The 21,436-nt window shown below is 54.7% G+C and carries 16 protein-coding genes and 2 pseudogenes; 7 read left to right on the top strand and 11 right to left on the bottom strand.

The features are described from left to right. Position 1: 1 nt before the first annotated feature. The 3 genes from NJH59_RS12890 to coxB are packed head-to-tail and all read right to left on the bottom strand — an operon-like array spanning position 2 to position 3,318. Positions 2 to 571 (bottom strand): cytochrome c oxidase assembly protein, encoded by a 570-nt coding sequence (locus tag NJH59_RS12890; protein WP_043862279.1) that lies wholly within the window; start codon positions 569 to 571, stop codon positions 2 to 4. Positions 572 to 581: 10 nt separating this feature from the next. After that, positions 582 to 2,174 carry a cytochrome c oxidase subunit I gene (ctaD, locus tag NJH59_RS12885; protein WP_054916033.1) on the bottom strand — a complete coding sequence of 531 codons (1,593 nt, stop codon included), beginning with the start codon at positions 2,172 to 2,174 and terminating at the stop codon, positions 582 to 584. Positions 2,175 to 2,190: 16 nt separating this feature from the next. Next, the gene (gene coxB, locus NJH59_RS12880; RefSeq protein WP_043862277.1) at positions 2,191 to 3,318 is read right to left on the bottom strand and encodes a cytochrome c oxidase subunit II; all 1,128 of its coding nucleotides are present in this window, start codon (positions 3,316 to 3,318) and stop codon (positions 2,191 to 2,193) included. Positions 3,319 to 3,629: 311 nt separating this feature from the next. On the opposite strand from coxB, the gene NJH59_RS12875 reads away from it, so the two are divergent. After that, positions 3,630 to 4,277: a hypothetical protein gene (locus NJH59_RS12875; RefSeq protein WP_123753542.1), complete on the top strand. Its 648-nt coding sequence runs from the start codon at positions 3,630 to 3,632 to the stop codon at positions 4,275 to 4,277. 86 nt (positions 4,278 to 4,363) lie between these two features. On the opposite strand, the gene NJH59_RS12870 is transcribed toward NJH59_RS12875, so the two are convergent. The 3 genes and pseudogenes from NJH59_RS12870 to NJH59_RS12860 form a co-directional block, all read right to left on the bottom strand. After that, on the bottom strand, positions 4,364 to 5,890 hold the full coding sequence (locus NJH59_RS12870) for a SulP family inorganic anion transporter (protein ID WP_173925030.1): 1,527 nt from the start codon (positions 5,888 to 5,890) through the stop codon (positions 4,364 to 4,366). A gap of 194 nt (positions 5,891 to 6,084) precedes the next feature. Next, positions 6,085 to 6,804: a carbonic anhydrase gene (locus NJH59_RS12865; RefSeq protein ID WP_043862274.1), complete on the bottom strand. Its 720-nt coding sequence runs from the start codon at positions 6,802 to 6,804 to the stop codon at positions 6,085 to 6,087. Between the two features lie 243 nt (positions 6,805 to 7,047). Further along, positions 7,048 to 7,884 (bottom strand): annotated as a pseudogene (locus NJH59_RS12860) (PA0069 family radical SAM protein); the annotation flags it as partial. 38 nt (positions 7,885 to 7,922) lie between these two features. On the opposite strand from NJH59_RS12860, the gene NJH59_RS12855 reads away from it, so the two are divergent. The 4 genes from NJH59_RS12855 to NJH59_RS12840 all read left to right on the top strand — a co-directional run bounded on the left by NJH59_RS12855 (position 7,923) and on the right by NJH59_RS12840 (position 13,567). Then, the gene (locus NJH59_RS12855) at positions 7,923 to 9,611 is read left to right on the top strand and encodes a recombinase family protein (RefSeq protein ID WP_253086855.1); all 1,689 of its coding nucleotides are present in this window, start codon (positions 7,923 to 7,925) and stop codon (positions 9,609 to 9,611) included. A 278-nt stretch (positions 9,612 to 9,889) separates the two neighbouring features. After that, a complete protein-coding gene (locus tag NJH59_RS12850; RefSeq protein WP_177033557.1) occupies positions 9,890 to 10,663 on the top strand; it encodes a hypothetical protein in 774 nt (257 codons plus the stop codon). A gap of 4 nt (positions 10,664 to 10,667) precedes the next feature. After that, positions 10,668 to 12,071 (top strand): relaxase/mobilization nuclease domain-containing protein, encoded by a 1,404-nt coding sequence (locus tag NJH59_RS12845; RefSeq protein ID WP_177033555.1) that lies wholly within the window; start codon positions 10,668 to 10,670, stop codon positions 12,069 to 12,071. A 74-nt stretch (positions 12,072 to 12,145) separates the two neighbouring features. Then, positions 12,146 to 13,567: a hypothetical protein gene (locus tag NJH59_RS12840; RefSeq protein ID WP_253086854.1), complete on the top strand. Its 1,422-nt coding sequence runs from the start codon at positions 12,146 to 12,148 to the stop codon at positions 13,565 to 13,567. 1,037 nt (positions 13,568 to 14,604) lie between these two features. Here the strand turns inward: NJH59_RS12840 and NJH59_RS12835 are convergent. From NJH59_RS12835 to prlC, 5 genes and pseudogenes are all read right to left on the bottom strand, one after another. Continuing rightward, positions 14,605 to 14,847, bottom strand: coding sequence for a hypothetical protein (locus NJH59_RS12835; RefSeq protein WP_177033433.1), 243 nt, complete (start codon positions 14,845 to 14,847; stop codon positions 14,605 to 14,607). A 509-nt stretch (positions 14,848 to 15,356) separates the two neighbouring features. Continuing rightward, positions 15,357 to 15,593: pseudogene (locus tag NJH59_RS12830) on the bottom strand (radical SAM protein); the annotation flags it as partial. Positions 15,594 to 15,671: 78 nt separating this feature from the next. After that, the gene (locus NJH59_RS12825; protein WP_253086853.1) at positions 15,672 to 17,696 is read right to left on the bottom strand and encodes a M3 family metallopeptidase; all 2,025 of its coding nucleotides are present in this window, start codon (positions 17,694 to 17,696) and stop codon (positions 15,672 to 15,674) included. A 99-nt stretch (positions 17,697 to 17,795) separates the two neighbouring features. Beyond that, positions 17,796 to 18,056 (bottom strand): YheV family putative zinc ribbon protein, encoded by a 261-nt coding sequence (locus tag NJH59_RS12820; protein ID WP_043862271.1) that lies wholly within the window; start codon positions 18,054 to 18,056, stop codon positions 17,796 to 17,798. Further along, positions 18,053 to 20,104, bottom strand: coding sequence for an oligopeptidase A (gene prlC, locus NJH59_RS12815; protein WP_043862270.1), 2,052 nt, complete (start codon positions 20,102 to 20,104; stop codon positions 18,053 to 18,055). The genes NJH59_RS12820 and prlC overlap by 4 nt, the downstream gene beginning before the upstream one ends. Positions 20,105 to 20,194: 90 nt before the next feature. Between prlC and NJH59_RS12810 the strand changes: the two genes are divergently transcribed. Together NJH59_RS12810 and NJH59_RS12805 are read left to right on the top strand one after the other, a co-directional pair. Further along, on the top strand, positions 20,195 to 20,743 hold the full coding sequence (locus NJH59_RS12810; protein WP_043862269.1) for a gamma carbonic anhydrase family protein: 549 nt from the start codon (positions 20,195 to 20,197) through the stop codon (positions 20,741 to 20,743). Positions 20,744 to 20,775: 32 nt separating this feature from the next. Beyond that, positions 20,776 to 21,426, top strand: coding sequence for an HAD family hydrolase (locus tag NJH59_RS12805; RefSeq protein WP_054916038.1), 651 nt, complete (start codon positions 20,776 to 20,778; stop codon positions 21,424 to 21,426). The last annotated feature ends 10 nt before the right edge of the window (positions 21,427 to 21,436 follow it).

Genomic DNA, 21,436 nt, shown 5'->3' with positions numbered 1-21,436 from the left:
CTTATCGGGCGCTCTGTACGGTCTGGGTGGCCACGTGGGCCACCGGCGGCTGGCGAGCGGTGATATCGAACAGCGTGTAGGCAAGCGTCAGGTGTTTCACATCCTTGGGCAGGTCGCGATCGACGATGAAGCGCACCGGCATCTCGATGCGCTCACCCGGCTGCAGCACCTGCTGGCTGAAGCAGAAGCATTCGGTCTTGTGAAAGTACGCGGCCGCCTCCGCCGGGCTGATGCTGGGGATGGCCTGGGCGGTCATCGGCTTGTCGGTGGGGTTGCGCGCCACGAAGATCATCTGGTTCACCGCGCCCGGGTTGACGTCGATCTGGTCGGCGGTGGAGTAGAAGTCCCAGACCATGTCGCTGGCATTGGTCGACAGGAACTGCACCTTCACCGAGCGCGTGGGGTCGCTGACCTGGCTGCCTGCGTACTGCCCGCCGGTCTTGCCGTTGATGCCGAAGGCCTTGCACATCACGTCGTAGATCGGCACCAGGGCAAAGCCGAAGGCGAACATCACCACGGTCAGCAGCATCAGCCGCGTCACCAGTCGCCGCAGCGACGTGCGCTCGTTCATGGCAGCACCCTCATTTCACTTCCGGCGGGGTCTGGAAGGTGTGGTAGGGCGCGGGCGAGGGCACCGACCATTCCAGCCCTTCGGCGCCATCCCATGGCTTGGCCGGGGCCGGCTTGCCGCCACGGATGCACTTGATCACGATGAACAGGAAGAAGATCTGCGTGACGCCGAAGGTGAACGCGCCGATCGACGACACCATGTTGAAGTCGGCGAACTGCAGGTTGTAGTCCGGCACCCGGCGCGGCATGCCCGCCAGGCCGACGAAGTGCATCGGGAAGAACGCCATGTTCATGCCGATGAACGACAGCCAGAAGTGCAGCTTGCCGAGGGTTTCGTCGTACATGTGCCCGGTCCACTTGGGCAGCCAGTAGTAGGCGGAGGCGAAGATGCCGAAGATCGCCCCCGGCACCAGCACGTAGTGGAAGTGCGCCACCACGAAGTAGGTGTCGTGGTACTGGAAGTCGGCCGGGGCGATGGCCAGCATCAACCCCGAAAAACCGCCGATGGTGAACAGGATGACGAAGGCGATGGCGAACAGCATCGGCGTCTCGAAGGTCAGCGAACCTTCCCACATGGTGCTCACCCAGTTGAACACCTTCACCCCGGTGGGCACCGCGATGAGCATGGTGGCGTACATGAAGAACAGCTCGCCCACCACCGGGATGCCGACCACGAACATGTGGTGCGCCCACACGATGAACGACAGGAAGGCGATGGCCCCGGTGGCGTAGACCATCGAGGTGTAGCCGAACAGCGGCTTGCGCGAGAACGCCGGGATGATCGAGCTGACCGCGCCGAACGCCGGCAGGATCATGATGTACACCTCGGGGTGACCGAAGAACCAGAACACGTGCTGGAACAGTACCGGGTCGCCACCACCGGCGGCGCTGAAGAAGCTGGTGCCGAAATGGATGTCCATCAGCATCATGGTCACCACCCCGGCCAGCACCGGCATCACCGCGATCAGCAGGAACGCGGTGATCAGCCAGGTCCAGACGAACAGCGGCATCTTCATCAGGGTCATGCCGGGGGCGCGCAGGTTGAGGATGGTGGCGATCACGTTGATCGCGCCCATGATCGAGCTGATGCCCATCAGGTGGATGGCGAAGATGAAGAAGGTCACGCTGGCCGGTGCGTAGGTGGTCGACAGCGGGGCATAGAAGGTCCAGCCGAAATTCGGCCCGCCGCCGGGGCTGAACAGGGTCGATACCAGCAGCAGGAACGCTGCCGGCAGCAGCCAGAAGCTGAAGTTGTTCATGCGCGGCAGGGCCATGTCCGGCGCGCCGATCATCAGCGGGATCATCCAGTTGGCCAGGCCGACGAAGGCCGGCATCACCGCACCGAACACCATGATCAGGCCGTGCATGGTGGTCATCTGGTTGAAGAATGCCGGCTCCACGATCTGCAGGCCGGGCTGGAACAGCTCGGCGCGGATCACCATGGCGAACGAGCCGCCGAGCAGGAACATGGCGAAGGCGAACCACAGGTACATCGTGCCGATGTCCTTGTGGTTGGTGGTCAGCACCCAGCGCATCAGGCCCTTGGCCGGGCCGTGGGCGTGGTCATGGGCGGCATGACCGTGGTCGTCGATGACTGTACTCATGTCCTGTCTCCCCGGTTCATTGGCTGTCGGCCTGCTTGAGCGCCAGCACATCCTTCGGCGTGACCATGTCGCCCTTGTTGTTGCCCCAGGCGTTGCGCTCGTAGGTGATCACGGCGGCGATATCCACTTCCGAGAGCTGCTTGCCGAACGCCGCCATGGCCGTGCCGGCCTTGCCGTGGAAGACGATGTTCAGGTGATCCTTGATCGGGCCGGTGGCGATCTTCGAACCCTTGAGCGCCGGGAACATCGGCGGCAGGCCCTGGCCTTCGGCCTGGTGACAGGCCACGCAGGTGGTGTGGTAGACCTTGTCGCCGCGCTCGCTGAGCTCCTGCAGGGTCCACTCCTTGCTGGTCAGCTCCTTGAGCTTGGCCGACTCGGCCTTGCGTTCGGCCAGCCAGGTGTCGTAGTCGGCCCTGGACTTGACCTCCACCACCACCGGCATGAAGCCGTGGTCCTTGCCGCACAGTTCGGTGCACTGGCCGCGGTAGATGCCCGGCTTCTCGACACGGGTCCAGGCCTCGTTGACGAAACCGGGGATGGCATCGCGCTTGACCGCGAACGCCGGCACCCACCAGGAATGGATGACGTCGGCGGCAGTCACCAGAAAGCGCACCTTGGCACCCACCGGGATCACCAGCGGCTGATCGACCTCCAGCAGGTAGTGCTCGTCCTTGGGTGCCTTGTTGTGGATCTGATCGGCGGGGGTGGCCAGGTTGCTGAAGAACTCCACGTCCTGGCCCAGGTACTTGTAGTGCCACTTCCACTGGTAGCCGGTGACCTGGATATCCACGTCCGACTCGCTGGCATCATAGATGTCCACCAGGGTCTTGGTGGCGGGGATGGCCATGGCCACCAAGATCAGGAACGGCACCACCGTCCACATGATCTCGACCCAGGTGTGCTCATGAAAATGCGCCGGCTGCTGGCCGGTGGAGCGACGGTGCACCATCATCGACCAGAACATCGCGCCGAACACCACGATGCCGATCACCACGCAGATCCAGAAGATGGTCATGTGCAGGTCGAACACGGCGTTGCTGACTTCAGTCGCCCCCGGCGCCATATTCACGGTCCAGGCGGCGTGTGCCGGCGTGAACAGTGACCACAACAGCAGGCCCATCCAGGCATGTGGATGTCGCATCATTGCGGGTTCCCCTTATGATTCTTGTTATCCCGGAGGCAGGGCCTACGGCTAAGGGTACGGCGTCAAGACGGCGAACTTCGACGGCGAGCCCCTGCTGGACAGCAGGCGGGCCTCATCAACCAATCACTTTCAAAGCGGAGTATAGACAGCCGCCCGGACCGCGCAAAAAATCGCCGAGAGGGGGTTGATGGCCATTTGATATGCCTTACAGCGACATAAACGCAAATCGTTTATGACAAATCCGTCTTAACTCTTTTTCGAACCGAGCTACCTTATGTCATCCGTGTGTTTCCCTTGTCCCTGGAGTTGTCATGAACATCGCCGCTTTGCGCGAGCAGATCACCCGTGCCCGTCAACATGAGGTCCAAACCGGCCAGTTGAAAAAGCAACTTGAAGTGCAACTGCCCCACCTGCATCCCTCGATCAACCTGCCTGAGCAAGACCCGCATGCGGCGCTTGTGGGGTTTGTCGACGCGTACATCGATCAGGTACCCGAATTGCTGGAGGCCGCCAATGCGGTGGCGCGCGAGGCGGGCATCGAGTCGCAGATCAAACCGGTACTGAAAATTGCCGAAGCCTATTTCCTGCAGCCGCCGGCGATCATGCATGGCCAGGTCGGCCTGGGCTGCCTGCTGGATGAGGCCTACCTGGCGCACCGCCTGGTGGAGGAAGTGAACGACCTGTACATCAAGCATTTCAAGCAGCCACTGATCCCACTGGATACCACCGTGGCCAACCTGATCGCGCATCAGCTGATCGGCGAGGCATTCGCCAACCAGCTGGATGAGGTGGTGCACCACTCGGTGGACGAAATGCTCAACGACGAAAGCTTCGCGCTCGAATCGGTAGAGGCCTACCGCGACAAGCTGAGCAGCCCGGACACCGGCGCGGCGTGGAAGCGCTGGCCGTGCCTGTCGCGCCAGCTGGGCGTGGGGCTGGAGCTGGATCAGTCGGCCTGACCGGCTCGGCGGCGCAGCCTTCGCCAGCAACGCTGGCTCCTACAGGATTACACCCCGTGTAGGAGCCAGCCTTGCTGGCGATTCGTTCAGGCGCCAAGCCCTGCCGCCATACGCGCCCGCCCCTCGGTGCGCCGCTTCAACCCGCGCGGCTCGATCACCAGTACCGATCCATTGCCCGCATTCGCCCGGCCCCAGTCCTCCAGCAGCTCGAGACACGCGTGGTCGATGTAGCTGAGTTGGGCCAGCGGTACATGCAACGTGGTACATACTGGTACGTTATCAAGCACCCGGGCCAGTGCCGGGACCTTGAGAAACGTCGCCGCACCGCTCAAGCGAAGCTCCAGGTGCCCCGGCGTATCCAAGTGGCTGACGCTGATCTTCAACCGCGCCGCTTTCAGCGCAAGCTTGAGCAAAGTCAGGGCGAAACCCAGCAGTACGCCGGTCAACAGGTCGGTGAAGATGATCGCCAGTGCGGTCGCCGCGTAGGTGAACATCGGCATGCGCCCATAGCGCCCCAACCCGCGGAACGCCTTGAAGTCCACCAGCTTGAAGCCGGTGTACACCAGTACACCTGCCAGGCTCGCCACCGGGATCTGCTGCAGCACACTGCTCAGCACCACCACGAACGCCAGCAGCCATGCCCCATGCAGAATAGCCGACAGCCGCGTCTGCGCACCGGCCTGCACGTTGGCCGAACTGCGTACGATCACCCCCGTCATCGGCAACGCCCCCAGCACGCCACAGAGCATGTTGCCCACCCCCTGGGCCGACAGTTCACGGTCGAAGTCCGAACGCTGGCCACTGTGCATGCGGTCCACCGCTGCCGCCGACAGCAGCGTCTCGGCACTGGCGATGAATGCCAGGGCGAGCGCCGCCACCAGCAGGTGCGGGTTGGCCAGTTGCAGCAGGTCGGCGGGGCGCAGCCAGTCGATGGCCTCGGCCAGGTTGGCGGGCACGACCACGCGGTTCACCGGCAACGCCAGCCACAGGCTCAGCAGGGTCATCAGCGCCACCCCGAGCAAGGCCCCCGGCACGAAGCGCAGACGCTGCGGGCGCAGGCGCTCCCAGCCCCACATGATCGCGATGGTGCCCAGGCCCAACGCACCCGCCTGCCAGGCATTGCCGGGGCCTTCCGGGGTCAGCGCCTGCAGTACGGTCTGTGGGAACGCCGTCAGGTTGGCCAGCCCGGAAGGCTGCGGGCTGGCGTCGAACATCACATGCGCCTGCGACAGTACGATCAGCACGCCGATACCGGCGAGCATGCCGTACACCACCGCCGGCGCCGTGACCCGGAACCAGCAGCCCAGGCGCAGGCGCCCTGCCAGCAGTTGCAGCAGGCCCGCCAGCAGCAGGATCGGCCCGAGCATGGCCATGCCATGCTGGCGTACCAGCTCGAACACCAGCACCGCCAGGCCCGCCGCCGGGCCGCTGACCTGCAATGGCGAGCCGGCGATGAACCCCACCACCAGGCCACCGACGATGCCGGTGATCAGACCCTTGGCCGGGGGCATGCCGGAAGCGATGGCGATGCCCATGCACAGCGGCAGCGCCACCAGAAACACCACCACCGAAGCCAGCAGTTCACGCGGCAGGGCCGCTTTCAATTGCGTCATGTTCACCTTGATTCTCCCTCTATCGATCACGCCGGGCCATTCCGCTGGCCCGCACGCCGCAGTAACGCCGCCACGCGGGCAGCCGCAAGCCGCCGGCAGGCCGGCAAGGCATTCATGGAAATTCAAGGCAGCCGACTACCTGGGCTGCACGCGAACGTGCAGCCTTCAGTCACCCTGTTGCGAATGAGGTGTGGCTAGTAGCGCCCGCGCGGGGTGGCGCAGGGAATCGGCTGGCCGCTCTGCAAGGGCAGGAAGCGGTCACTTACCGCGTCATAGGCGGTGATTTCGCTGGTTTCGATGTCGTAGATCCAGCCGTGGATGTACAACTGGCCGGCCGCCAGGCGCGAGGCGACCGAAGGGTGGGTACGCAGGTGCTGCAACTGCGCGATGACGTTTTCCTTGGTCAGCACCTGCATGCTTTCGTGTTCGTTGTGGCAATGGCAATTGTCTTCGACCACCGTGCGCGCCACCTCGGCATGCCGCAACCAGGCCTTTACCGTGGGCATCTTCTCCAGGCTCTGCGGGTTGAGCACGGCACGCATGGCCCCGCAATCGGAATGCCCGCACACGATGATGTGCTGCACGCCCAGGGCCATCACCGCGTACTCGATGGCCGTGGATACACCACCGTTCATCTGCCCGTAGGGCGGCACCACGTTACCCACATTGCGGGTCACGAACAGATCGCCTGGGGAGCTGTGGGTAATCAGTTCGGGCACGATGCGCGAGTCGGCGCAGGTAATGAACATCGCCCGCGGCTTCTGCGCAGTGGCGAGTTTCTTGAAGAGCTCTTCCTGTTGCGGGAAGACTTCATGATGAAAATGCAAAAAGCCGTCGACGATATGCTTCAGTGCGGCATCGGCGCTTTCGGCTTGATCAGCCGGGCCGTTTTGAGAGGGGTCCTGGTCTTTCATTGTTGATCCTCTTTGACGGTTTGAAGGTAAGTCCATTTTACCGGTTCAAGATTCAGACAACGCAATGAAGCTTGGATGTCGCTCACGCTCAATAAAGCACAGTGCGGCTGCCTGGCGTTTCACGCTACGCGGAAAAACTTAACTCAAACTGAATTTGGAGGCTCTAGAACGGGCGTTCCAGAACAAAAGGGCGGGCCTCGGATACTAGCAAAAAAGCATTAATGGCAACTACCCATTAATGCATTACAGCAGCGACAACTGCCCACCGGGCGGGCAGAACGCGCTGCAATCGAGCGCATGGCCTTCACGCCGGTTCAGTCCCAGGCGGCGCATGGCCTTGTCGAAACGCTGCGCCAGCAAGTCGGCAAACACGCCTTCGCCCCGCATGCGTGCGCCAAAACGGCTGTCGTACAGCTCGCCGCCACGGCTCTGACGGATCAGGCTCAGCACATGGGTCGCACGTTGTGGGTAATGATCCTGCAGCCATTGCTCGAACAGCGGCGCCACCTCCAGCGGCAGGCGCAGCAGCATGTAGGCCGCGTGCAGTGCCCCGGCCTGCTTGGCCGCCTCCAGCAGGTGTTCCAGTTCGCTGTCGTTGATCATCGGGATCATCGGCGAACACAGCACACCTACCGGTACACCCGCCTCGCGCATCACCCGAATCGCCCGCAACCGCGCCTTGGGCGCGGCGGCACGCGGTTCCAGGGTGCGCTTGAGCTCGTCGTCGAGGGTGGTCAGGCTGATCATCACCGACACCAGGCGCTGCTGTGCCAGTTCGGCCAGCAGGTCGAGGTCGCGCAGGATCAGCGAGCCCTTGGTCACGATGGTGACCGGGTGACGGTAGCGCAGCAGCACTTCGAGCAGGCGCCGGGTCAGCTGCTGTTCGCGCTCGATGGGCTGGTACGGGTCGGTGTTGGACCCCAGGTTGATCGGGGCGCACACGTAGCCTTTCTTCGACAGCTGTTGTTCCAGCACCGCCGCCGCGTTGGTCTTGGCGATCAGCTTGGTCTCGAAATCGAGCCCCGGCGACAGGTCCCAGTAGGCGTGGCTGGGGCGGGCATAGCAATAGATGCAGCCGTGTTACTCTAAAAGACACCAGTGCTTTGGAGGCCTTTCAGATGCCACGTAAATGCTACCCCTACATTCGTTTCTCATCGAAAAAGCAGGAGCTTGGCACGTCATACGCTCGCCAAAGCGACATTGAGAGCTTCCTAAATCGGCACGACCTTGAAGTGGACAGCACTCTGGAAGACCTTGGCGTGTCCGCTTTTCGAGGAAAAAACGCAACGCAAGGTCAGCTTGGCGGTTTCATTGATCTCGTCCAGAGCGGGCTTGTAGAGCCTAATAGCATCTTGCTAATCGAAAACTTCGACAGGCTTTCAAGACAGAAAATCATCAAATCGACTCGAATTTTCATCGACCTTTTAAGTCAAGGAATTGATATTGCAATTCTCGACACTGGCAAAATCTACACTCGTGAAAATTTAATCAGTTCGGATTTTTTCAATGTCATTATCGAATTTGACAGAGCCAACAAAGAGTCAGAACGAAAATCAGATTTTACAAGCGCTGCTTGGAACATCTATCGAAAAGAAATGCGTTCTTTGAAAATCCCAAAGACTCGAAAAACACCAAGCTGGATTTCAGTTGAAGGTTCCATCAGAAACAAAGACCCTGAAAAATCTGATGCTCGTTTTGTCGTGGTCGAAAATGAAGCTCGAAAAATCCGAAAAATGTTTGAGCTTGCTTTGACCAACGGGTTAAGTGAAACAGCTCGTTTGTTGAATGAATGGCTTGAACCTAATGACAAGAAATATTCTATTCATCAAGTTCAGTATCTTCTAAAAAATCGCAAGGTCATTGGTGAGCACCAGCCGATGAAGTTTCAAGAAAATGAAAACGGAGAAATGAAACTTTTCGCCGAAGGCTCGACTATTGAAAATTATTATCCAGCCATTATCTCAAAAGAAATGTTCGATGAGGTTCAAGAAAAAACCATAGGGCGAAAACCGTTCGCTGGTAAATTCAACAAAACCAGATTAAATGTTTTTCAAGGGTTTATCTATTGCTATCATTGTGGCGGCACAATTCGATATATGGATAAATCCAGCGAAGAACGACCTAACAAGCACTACTATATCTGCACTAATTCAATGACTGGAAAATGCACTTTGTCGCATCGACTTTCATATGATGCAAGTGAAGCAATGCAGAATTTTTTTGAGAAAACTGAAAAGTTGAATATGACAGAAGTTTTCAATAATGATGAAGAAATTCTTGATCTAAATAAAAAAATCAAAACCACTGAATCAAATATCTCAAAAAAAGAAAAGCAAGGCTCAAATCTCAAAAGACAGATACGTGAAGCAGTTGAAAAAAGTAGGGACATTCCAGATTTTCTAACTGACCTACTTTTAGAAAACGAACAAGAATTGAAAGCCTTGGCTGTTGAACTACAAAAGCTAATCGAAACCAAAAACGAGCATGTTGAACAGCAAGAAATTAGCAAATCGTTCTCACAAGAAAATATTCTTGCTTTGCTAAATGATAGGTCAGAAGATGGCGTAAGAAAGCGAATTCAAATCAACAACCATCTTCGAAAAATTGTAAAGCAGATCCATTTTTTCTGGCGGAAAAAACCTGGAGGCAAGCGTGGTATTGGCATACCAACGATGCTAATTGAATTTCAAAACGGCATAAAAAGATTTGTTCTTGAAGATGAATTTACTCTTGATTCTGATTTCTCAAATATCGCAATCATTGAGCAAGTGATGCAAGAGACTCACGAACTCTATTTAAAGAAGTGAGCACAAGAAAACAACGGATTAAAAATCCGTTTTTTTCTTGTGCTATGACTAATGAAATCAAAGGGGTTGTTTACAACTATCACATCAAAAGCGTAATCAAAAGAAGCAAGCAGAGTAAAAAGGAGGAAAACGCTGGCGGTTTTTCCTCTTTTTACGCTTGCCCTCCATACTGTCGGGACAACAGTATACTCCCACAAGGGTTGTATACTAAAATCATTAAGGCGGGATTTTTGAAAAAAATATGTTACGATTAAGGTATAAAACAAACATTTTAAATAATGACAACATCAAAAACATCAACAGCAGTTAGAAGAATATGCCCTTGCATTACAGCAATAAATAACGAAGTTCTAAAAGATTTTATTGTTAGTTTCAATAGCGTTTCCGCTGATAAATTTTCAATCGCCAAGGCGTTCAAAGACTTTATTATCTATGACTGCGCCACCTATATAGTCGTAACAAATGAAAGCAACTTGATTTTGAGAAAATACAATCAGACACTTTCTAATACAACCAATAACTATACTAACCACATCAGGAAAAAGCCTGAATACAAAACAGAAGATGCTGATAAAATAGTTCGCACTTTAAGACAGTCAAGAGTAGATATTTCCAGACTTCTTTTCAGCACTAAAACTTTCAGAGCGGAGCCAAACAGCAATGCAACTTGCTTGACAGAAGCAACACCTTTTGATGATGAAAGCAAGAAGTCTAAGAAATTAAATCTAACTTACTCCGATAAAGATTTCACTCTTATAAAGTCAAAATTCAAAGCACTAAAAAAAGAAAATCAAAGCCTTACATTTGATGATTTGTTTTATCAATTTATGCTTGAATTGAAGATTTATAAACTCAAATTTGAAACTAATTTCTTTACTCAGCACGCCACTGAAATCAACGCATTTACGAATGTCGCAAGTCAGTCACATCAAAATTTTCAAAATCTCAAAATCGAAGATTTCAACGAATATTTTCTCAATACTTTTCCAAGCTTTCAAAGCCGTTTATTAGAGTCTCTCGAAACTTTGAAAAGAATAATTAGCATCGAGTGACAAGATGCTAATCAAAGAAATTCCACGCATAAGAGCGAACACAAAAAACCTTGCCACCTATATTTTCAATGAAAAGAAATGCTCTGCCACAGGTGGCAACATTCCTATTGACTTCACTAATTTAAAGCAAACATCGCAAGACATTCAAGACGATTTCAATAGTAGATTAACAGCAAAACAGAAATCGAATGAAATGCACTATGTCATTAGTTTTGAAGAAAGCCACAGTGAAATTAGTGATGAAAAATTGAAATCCATTGCTGATGAACTGGTTGAAAAACACTTTGGCAGTGATAGAAATTACGCATTTGCAATACATCGAGACACTAAAAACCCGCATATTCATCTTTTAATGGAAAATCGAAATTTCGACAATAAGCCTTTTTTTAAGAAGAATAATTATCGAGAAATTGAAAATCTTGCTGAAAAGATTGAAGCAAAGTATGGCTTGAAAAACGACCAAATCAAACAATCAAGAGAAGACAAAAATCGTATCAACCTAACCGCAGGAGCAAGAAAATTTGAGCACCATACCGGCAAGCAAAGTGATGAAGCAAAATACAAGAAAGAATTGAAATCACTACTTGATAATTCAAAAACAGCACGTCAGTTTTTCGATCTGCTCAAATTAAACGGCTACACAATCAAACTGAATAATAGCAAAAAAGACCCATCAAAAGCGTCAGGGTATTATATCACCAAAGGCACAACATCAATAAAACCAAGCTCCGCAGGCTTGCAAATCTCAAAACTCACCCAGCATTTTGAGATCGATGATGAAGGTCGTTTAGTCGAATTGATGCGCAGTTATGAAGATGCACCACCCAGACAAGAAACCGCTGAACCTTGTGGCTTTGGCTCTATATCGCCAGAGCGAAATTTCGATAAACCAAACAAGAAAAAACTGCTTTATCAGAAATTTGATAGTCAGGACGGCAAGACCTTCACCAGTAATAATCCTAAATTCAAATCAAGTTTCGTAATTTCTGACAATTTTTGCAGTTTTCAAAATCCAACGGAAATGTCCATCAAGGCTGGCTTTCAAGCCCTTCAAGAGAAGAATGGAGGCACGAAATACGATCTATTTGGCGATGATGCGTTCAAGCGTAAAGCGTGGCTTGTGGGCTGTCTTATGGGCCTTGAAATTGAAGGCTACACACCCAAAGCGCAAGATTTGAAAGAGTTGCTTGAAAGATATGCACTGCACCCAGAGCGCTACAAAGCCTTTGACCATGAGCCGTTCCAGGCTCAATTGGATTTGCACAGAAAGCCAGAACCGCCAGCAATTGAAGCCACGCCGCCCGCCGAGCCAGTTCGGAGCGAGCCACCTCCTAAAACCCTGCCAGATGAAACTCCGGTAAAAACAGAGGAAGAAAAGAAGCGTAGACACTTACCAAAACTTAAATAAAAGAAAAGTCCCATTAGGGACTTGATTTTAAATTTTAATTGTTATAATGAAAGCACGACCAAACATTATCTCAATTGAACTTACATACTTATTATACCGCACAATTTCAAAAAGCAAGACCATTAACAAACTTTTTTGAAAATATTTATGAGCCTCTCAACTATCATGTTCAATCAGAACGTGAACTAAAAGACTTCCCTAAATTCGCTAAAATCGCCATATGTTTAAAAGGCGAACAATACAAAAATGGCTTTTTACAAAATACATACGAAGTTCAAGATTTAGAAAAATCTCTTGAATTATATCGTGATGCTGAAAACTGCTATATAACATCTAATCAATTCAGTTTCGGTAGAAGCGAAAAAAGACTTTGTAACCTCGTTATGTTGTCCTGCGATTTAGACACATATAAGACAGAAAAATACAAAGGCACGACACACGAAATACTAATAAACGATGTGAAAGATGTATGTCACCTTAATAATTTACCCTATCCTACGATAATGTATTCAGGTAACGGATACTACTTAAAATGGATTTTCAAAGAGAAACAGCCAGTCTTCCAACTTTCCAAAAAGAACAGAAAAGGGAAATATAGAACGCCTTTGAATGTTCAGAAATGGAAAATCGCCCAGCGAGTCATCAATAAGTTATTTGAAGATTTTGGTTCTGACACAAAAGCGCTTGATGTTGCAAGGCTTTTAAGATTGTGTGGAACCATAAATGGCAAAACTGGTAAACGTGCTGAATTACTTGAAGTTCACGAAAATCAGTCTTTCGACTATATGCTTCAAGTTCTTGAACCACATACAGAGCAAGAAGACCTTGATAAAGTGCTTGGCATTAAGAAAGAACCTAAACCAAGAGTTCTAAAAGAAATTCAGCCTACTATTAAGAAGGCTATGGCATTGCCAGTAGCTAACGAACCGAAGCAAGAACCAAGCAAAAACTTCATCGCTAAAAACACCAGAACACTTGCAAAAGCACGCTATGAAGACCTCTTAAAATTGATCGCAATTCGTGAAGACGTAACTGGCGAACGCATGAATTTTACATTTTGGATTTGCAATTTTATGGGTATAACTGGACGTATCAATTTCGTTGAGTTCCAAGAGCAAGCAGAAAAAATCGGACAAAAAGTTTTTAAGGATAAAAATTGGCGCTTTACTGATTTAAGCACTCTTGAAAATAGAGTTAGGCAATACAATCTTGAAACTTCAATCAATGCAATAAAGCACAATGATTATATTCCCCTTTACACACCTAAAAACTCTTATTTAATCAATGTTTTCAGCATTACAGAAGAAGAACAAAAACATCTAAAAACTATTATTTCTGACGACGAAAAAAGACGTAGAGACAAGGAGAAAAAGGAATTATTAAGACGTGAGAAGGGTATGAAAAAGCAGACAGGTGAATCAAAATCACAACCTTGGATTGAGTTAGGTATTAGTAGAAGAACTTACTATACAAAAAAGAAAAACGGCCTCATTTGAGGCTTTTTTATAGTTGCACTTTTTGTCCTGTTTACCATATGTGATGAAAAAAAAAAATGTGCTCTTTTTTAAAGCAGAATCAAAAGCAAAAATGTAAAATTCAGATATAACAAAAAATTGGACTATGGGATATTGTAAATTTTGCGACACTTGTTTTATTGCTTTTTGTTTTTTTGTATTTGTTCTTTATGTCAATCCAAAAGCATTTTCTAAAACTGCACATGAGCAAGCAGTCGCTGAATACAACAGAATTGAAAAAGCCAAGGAACAACAAAGACAAGAAAATATTAATTTTTCCAACTGCGTTTCAAAAACATATTTTAAATCTGCTCGCACCTCTGACAACCATCTAATTACAGAAGCACATAAGTTCAAATTTCAAAATGGCTCTTGTAATGAGATTGTAGAAGTCTATTCAAGATAACTTTAACAATCTCACCTTTGACGCCTGTAAAGGCGTGAGTTCTTGCTTTAAGCGTAATAACCAATAAAGCCTTAAATTAATTTCTATTTTCTCTTGCTTTAAATTTCTTGAACACAGAAACAATCAACCATAGAGCAGTAGAAATTACAAATATAAAAATGAAGGAAACCATACGATGCACATAACCAACATCATAGTTTCCGTTCATTGAAGAGTATAGTGCAAGGCCAAAATTTATTGCGATTATCAATAGCGAACCAAGTGAAAGAAACTTTAAAATCTTCATCGACTATTCCTTATCAGTTAAATTTTCAGATGGAGCAGCAAAGTAAGCAATCAGACCGAATATTAGGATTATAGGCCCAAGGACGTATGTCACCTGAACGCCTATATATGAGACAGTGCACCAAATCAGTATATAAAGTGCTAATGCTCCCAAGCATATCGCCAGCGATTTCTGATATATCCATTTCTTCATTAGCAAAAGCTCCTTAATCGCATGTCAAAACGATATCATTTCGCCCATGATTTTTCACTTCTTTCGAGCTGATACTGGCCTTCAATTAAGTGTCTTATAGCGTGACACAGGCAGCCGTGCTATTTGTCCTTTTAATCAACGATTTTTAACCATGAATCCTTCTTGGCCCGGAATTCTGGTGATCGCCTGTCCCGGATTAGCTTTGGCCCAACTCAATGCCTCTTGAAACGATGAAAAAGTCTTCGCGCCTGTATCAGCAGGCGTAGCCTTTGAGTAAGCGACAGAGCTTCTCTGCTCCCTACGATATTCCCTACTATATCCATCTATTATGGAGTCGAGATTCGCCCCTGCTCCAAAAGTTCTTTCGAAGTCGCCCATAATAATCACCTGCCTTTATTATTAAACGCTTGGCTGCGATTGCTTTTTTGTTTTGCGTTTATTAAAAAATATACGCACTGACGGAAGTATTATCGCTGCCAAAAAATAGTCCACGAATAATGAAGGATGAAAAGCGTATGGTTCATTCCTTTTTAAATACCACAAAATCAGTATTGCAAAAAAAACTATGGCCGAGCTAAACACAACAATCACATTGAAGCTGGTGAAAAATCTTTTTAATAACGCCCATTCCAGAGGTTTACAGAGTATGTAAAACGCCAGCAACCCGCCCAAAATCCCACCCATCTTGCTGTTCCTTAGCTCATTATAAATTTGCTTATGAATACCCAATTAGCTCTTTGGCAACGTCAGCAGTCGATTTGACCTATCAATCCCCATCACTCAACCGCATTCCTTGCCTGATAGCGTTATGCCTCATTCTCAATCCTTTGCAGGGTCAGGGCAAGGCCAAGAGCACCATAAAAGCTGTGCCAGTGTCTTATAGCGTAATATAGGCAGCCATGCTCGCAACCTCGGTAGGGGTTGATCGAGCGGTCGAAGGGCAGGTCGGGCGAGGTGTTACGGGTGATGATGGTTTTGGCCGTCTCGATGCGGACTTCGGTGCCCTGGGTCAGCGGCACCTCCTGGTACCAGCCATCATCCTCGGCCACAGAGCGGGCAGGGGCGAAGCGGTTGTGCGGGTTGTGCGCGGTACCGCGACCACGCACAGGCGCTGGAGTGAACATGGCGAGCCCCTGTACTGTTTTTATATACAGTACTGCATCGCCACCAGGACCTCCAGCACCGCTCGGCGTCCGACGTGGCTACGGGGTAAGGCCATGCCACTGCAGAAACGGCAGGGGGCTCACCTCACGCCCGCGAAACACCTTGAACCCTGCCGTGATCGAGCGCCCGGCCCCCGGGGCAACAATGGCCTCGAGCAGGGCACGCCCGGTGGCCGGGTTGAGCACGCCTTCGGCTTCGAACCGGGCGAAGGCATCGATCGCGTAGACCCGTGACCACAGGTAGCTGTAATAGCCCGCCTCGTAGCCGCTGGCCAGGTGATCGAAGGCCTGGGCCGGGCGCTCGAAATCGCCCAGCGGCCAGGGCAGCACTGCGTCGAACTGTTCCACCACCTGCTGCTGCAGGCTTTGCGCAGCAGCCGGGTAGGTCTCGCCATGCAGGTGCAGGTCCAGGCGCGCCATTGCCAGGTCTCGGGCAAACTTGAGCCCTTGCTGCTGTTTCTGCTGGTCGAGAAACGCCTGCACCGTGGACTGCGGCAGTGCCTTGCCTGTCTGGTAGTGGTGGGAGATACCGGCCAGGTACTCGGCCGACCAGCACCAGCGCTCCAGCAGCTCACTGAAGAACTCGATCCCGTCGGGCCCCAGGCTGTCGATATCGGACAGGCGGTAATCGGTGGTGGCCACCAGCAGCTGGTGCAGGCAGTGACCGAACTCGTGGTACAGCTTGCGCAGGTCCAGGTGGGTCAGCAACGGTGGGGCAACCCCGTCGCCACGCTCGACTGCGCAGAACAGCGCCGCCGCGCCCTTGTGAAAACGACCCTCGGCATCCACGTGGCGGTTCCATACCCGCAGGCTCCAGGCGTAGTCCTCCTTGCCCGGGCGGGTGATCGCATCCATGTACAGGTACCCCACCAGCGCATGGCCCTGGGTTACCTCGAAGCACCGCACATCCGCATGCCAGGCCTGCAACGTGCTGGACGGTGTGATCTGCACGCCGAACAGGGTATCGGCCAGCTGCGTCATGGCCAGCACCACCTGCTCCAGCGGGAAGTAGCCACGCATTTCCTCGCCAGACAGCGCCAGCGGGTGCCGATGCGCACGCTGCGCGTAAAAGGCGATGTCCCAGGGCTGCAGGCCACCCAGGCGCGCCTGCTGGTCGAAGGCCCGCAACCGCGCGGTTTCGGCGCTACGCCAGGCGGCGCTGTGGGTGCTCAGGTCCTGCAGAAACCGCGTGACCTGTTGCGTCGATTCTGCCGTCTTGGTCTGCAGGCTGAGTTCGGCAAAGCTGGCAAACCCCAGCAGTTGCGCCTGCTCATGGCGCAGTCGTCGCAACTCCAGCAGCACCGGGCCGTTGTCGGGGCCTGCGTCCAGCTCCGACGCGCGGCCATGGTAGGCCCGATACACGGTTTCACGCAGGCTGCGGTCTGTGGCCTGCTGCAGGATGGCCAGGCACGGGGCCTCTTCCAAGGTCACCAGCCAGCCCTCGAGGCCCTTGGCCTGGGCCTTGCGCGCCATGGCGGCGGTCTCCAGCGCGTCGACCCCCTGCAGGCGCCGGGCATCGGTGATGTGCAGGGTCCAGGCGCCGGTGGCGTGTGCCAGGTTGTCGAGGAACAGGTTGCGCTGGGCACTGATGCTGGTTTGCAGGGCCATCAGGCGGGCACGCTCGGTTTCACCGAGCTCGGCGCCGCTCAGGCGAAAGGCCTTGATCGACTGCTGCAGCGACATCCTGCGTTCGTGGCTGAACAGCGCACCGTGGGCGCTGTCGGCCAGACGCTGATAGAGCGCCAGCAACGTGGCGTTCTGCAGCTTTGCCTGATGATAGGCCTGGGTCTTGAGCCAGCACTCGTCCACGGCGGCCTTCCAGGCCTCGCCGCGGGTGTACAGGGGCACGATCAGGCGAACGGCGTTGTTGAGGCGTGCATCCAGTGCATCGATGGCCATCACCAGGTCGTCCCAGGTGGGCAGGCCACGCTGGGCCAGGATGATGCGGGCCAGGGCGTTGTGGTTGTCGAGGATGATCTGGTCGATGCCCGCCGTCAGGTGTTCCAGGCGGATGTCGGCGTAGGCTGGCGGATCGAGGGGGGCGAGCAGGGGATTGCTGGTCATGGGCAGCTCCTTGAGTGACGGGAAGGTCCCGTCACTTTCAAGGGTTGCCGGTGCGCCAGGGGCTAACTATGTATGCCCCTGCACCAGCCACACGGCCCGCTAGGGCTTCTTCAGCTTCGGATTGGGGAAGAACTGCACCGTCTGCACCGCAGGCTGGGGCGCCTTGGCCTCGGCCTGGTTGACGCGGGTGCCCAGTTCCTTGGGCACCGACAGGCCCTGTTCGTTGAGCGTGTCGGAGAACCCGCAGGCCACGCACTCGCGGTGTGGCACGCCGTCTTCGCTCCACATCATCAGCTTGTCCGGCTCGCTGCACGCCGGGCATACGGCCCCGGCAATGAAGCGTTTCTTGGTCTTGCTCATGCCGCCAGGTCCTCGCTCAGGCCACTGTGGCGCAACAGCGCATCGATCGACGGCTCACGGCCACGGAAGTCGACGAACAGGCGCATCGGCGCCTGCGAGCCGCCACGGGCCAGAATCGCCTCGCGGAAGGCGCGACCGGTTTCGGCGTTGAGCACACCCTCTTCCTCGAAGCGCGAGAAGGCATCGGCCGACAGCACTTCAGCCCACTTGTAGCTGTAGTAACCGGCCGCGTAGCCGCCGGCGAAGATGTGCGCAAAGCTGTTGGGGAAGCGGTTGTACGCCGGCGGGCGCATCACCGAAACCTCGTCGCGCACCCCTTCGAGCACCTCCAGCACGCTGCGGCCATCGCCGTGGCTGGCGTGCAGTTCGAAGTCGAACAGCGAGAACTCCAGCTGGCGCACCATCATCAGGCCCGACTGGAAGTTCTTCGCCGCCAGCATCTTCTCCAGCAGGTCCTGCGGCAGGGCAGCGCCACTTTCGTAATGACCGGAGATCAACGCCAGGCCTTCGGGCTCCCAGCACCAGTTCTCCATGAACTGGCTCGGCAGCTCGACCGCGTCCCAGGCCACGCCATTGATGCCGGATACCCCGGCATGCTCGATGCGGGTCAGCAGGTGATGCAGGCCGTGGCCAAACTCGTGGAACAGGGTGGTGACTTCATCGTGGGTCAGCAGCGCCGGCTTGCCCGGGGCGGCCGGGGTGAAGTTGCACACCAGGTTGGCCACCGGGCTCTGCAGGCTGCCATCGGCCGTGCGGCGACGGTCGCGGGCGCCGTCCATCCAGGCACCGCCGCGCTTGTTGGCGCGGGCGTACAGGTCGAAGAAGAAGCGCCCCACGTGCTGGCCGTTTTCCTTGATCTCGAACAGGCGCACGTCCGGGTGCCAGGTATCGAAGCCTTTCACCTCGGCGATCTCGATGCCGTACAGGCGCTGCACGATGGTGAACAGGCCCGACAGCACCTTGTCGATCGGGAAGTAGGCACGCAGGGCTTCCTGCGACACGCTGTAACGCTGTTCGCGCAGCTTCTCGCCATAGAAACCGCTGTCCCAGCTCTGCAGGTCCGGGCAGCCCTGCTCGGCGGCGTAGGCCTTGAGCTGGGCCAGGTCCTGGGCGGCGAAGGGTTTGCTGCGCTTGGCCAGGTCACGCAGGAAGCTCAGCACCTGGTCGCTGGACTCGGCCATCTTGGTGGCCAGGCTCAGCTCGGCGAAGTTGGCATAACCCAGCAGCTCGGCCAGCTCCTGACGCAGGTCGAGGATCTCGCGCATCACCGGGCCGTTGTCGAACTGGCCGGCGTTGGGGCCCTGGTCCGAGGCGCGGGTGCAGTAGGCCGCGTACAGTTCTTCGCGCAGGGCACGGTCGTGGGCGTAGGTCATCACGGCGTAGTAGCTGGGGAATTCCAGGCTGATCAGCCAGCCATCCAGGCCCTTGGCCTGCGCGGCGGCCGCCATCTGCGCCTTGGCCGATTCGGTCAGGCCGGCCAGTGCGGCCTCGTCGGTGACGTGCTTGGTCCAGGCCTGGGTGGCGTCGAGCAGCTGGTTGGAGAAACGGCTGCCCAGTTCCGAAAGCTTGCTCTGCACCTCGGCATATCGCTTCTGCTGGTCGGCCGGCAGGTCGATACCCGACAGGCGGAAGTCACGCAGGGCATGTTCGAGGATGGTTTTCTGCGCCACATCGAAGCCGGCGGCTTCGGGGCTGGCGATCAACGCTTCATAGGCCTGGAACAGCTCGCGGTTCTGGCCCATTTCGGTGGCGTAGGCGCTCAGGGCCGGCAGGCAGGCCTCGTAGGCCTCGCGCAGCTCGGCGCTGTTGCACACCGCGTTGAGGTGGCTGACCGGGCTCCAGGCGGCGCCCAGTCGGTCGTTGAGTTCGTCCATGGCCAGCACCAGGCCGGCCCAGGTGGGGTTCTGGCCCTGGGTTTTCAGGATCGAGGCGATGGCGCTGCGGTTGTCGGCCAGGATCTGTTCGATCGCCGGCAGCACATGCTCGGCACGGATCGCCGAGAAGGGCGGCAGGTCATAAGACTGCAGAAGCGGGTTGTTCGCACTCACGGTTAAACACCTTGGCAGAAGAAACACCGCTCCATCTTAATTACAATCGACGCTGACCGCAGCTATCAGCCTTACAGAGAGACACTATTCATGGCCATCCGCAGCTTCCAGCAACACATTCCGCGTCTCGGCGCCCGCGCCTTCGTCGACCGCAGCGCAGTGGTGCTGGGTGATGTCGAGATCGGCGAGGACAGCTCGGTATGGCCCCTGACGGTGATCCGCGGCGACATGCACCGCATCCGCATCGGCGCGCGCACCAGCGTGCAGGACGCCAGCGTGCTGCACATCACCCATGCCGGCCCGTTCAATCCCGACGGCTACCCGCTGCTGATCGGCGATGACGTGACCATTGGCCACAAGGTCATGCTGCATGGCTGCACCCTGGGCAACCGCATTCTGGTCGGCATGGGCAGCACCATCATGGACGGCGCGGTGGTCGAGGACGAGGTGATCATCGGTGCCGGCAGCCTGGTACCGCCGGGCAAGACGCTGGAGAGCGGCTTCCTGTACGTGGGCAGCCCGGTGAAGCAGGCACGGGCGCTGACCGACAAGGAACGCGCGTTCTTCCCCTACAGCGCCGCCAACTACGTGAAGCTCAAGGACCTGCACCTGGCCGAAGGCTTCGACCAGCCCGAGTGAGTTATCCACAGCCCCCTTTTTTCGAGACTGTCATGCACCAGCAAACCATTCTGTTCGACCTCGACGGTACACTCACCGACCCCCGTGAAGGCATCACGCGCTCCATCCAGTACGCCCTGGCCAAGCTGGACATCGACGAGCCGGACCTGGCCCGCCTGGAACACTTCATCGGCCCGCCCTTGCTGCAGGCGTTCATGCAGTTCTACGGCTTCGACGAGGCCAAGGCATGGCAGGCGGTGAACTTCTACCGTGAGCGCTTCAAGGTCACCGGGTTGTACGAGAACCGCGTGTTCGAGGGCGTGAGCGAGTTGCTCGAAGGGCTGCAGGCGCAGGGGCGCACGCTGTACATCGCCACCTCCAAGCCCTGGGAGTTCGCCCGCGAGATTGCCCGGCACTTCGATTTTGCCCGGCATTTCAAGGTCATCTACGGCAGCGAGCTGGACGGTACGCGCACCAACAAGGTGGAGCTGATTGCGCACCTGCTGGCCGAAGAAAACCTGGACCCGGCGCAGACACTGATGATCGGCGACCGCAAGCACGACCTGATCGGCGCGCGCAGCAACGGGCTGGAAGCAGTGGCGGTGGGCTACGGGTTTGGCAGCCGCGAGGAATTGACCGCAGAGCAGCCGGCGTATCATTTCGACACGCTGGGCGAGCTGCATCGGGCCTTCATGCGGTCCTGAAGGCCTTTTC

The organism is Pseudomonas sp. VE 267-6A, assembly GCF_024126555.1.
Classification (GTDB): domain Bacteria; phylum Pseudomonadota; class Gammaproteobacteria; order Pseudomonadales; family Pseudomonadaceae; genus Aquipseudomonas; species Aquipseudomonas palmensis.
This window is presented reverse-complemented; position numbering and strand designations above follow the sequence as displayed.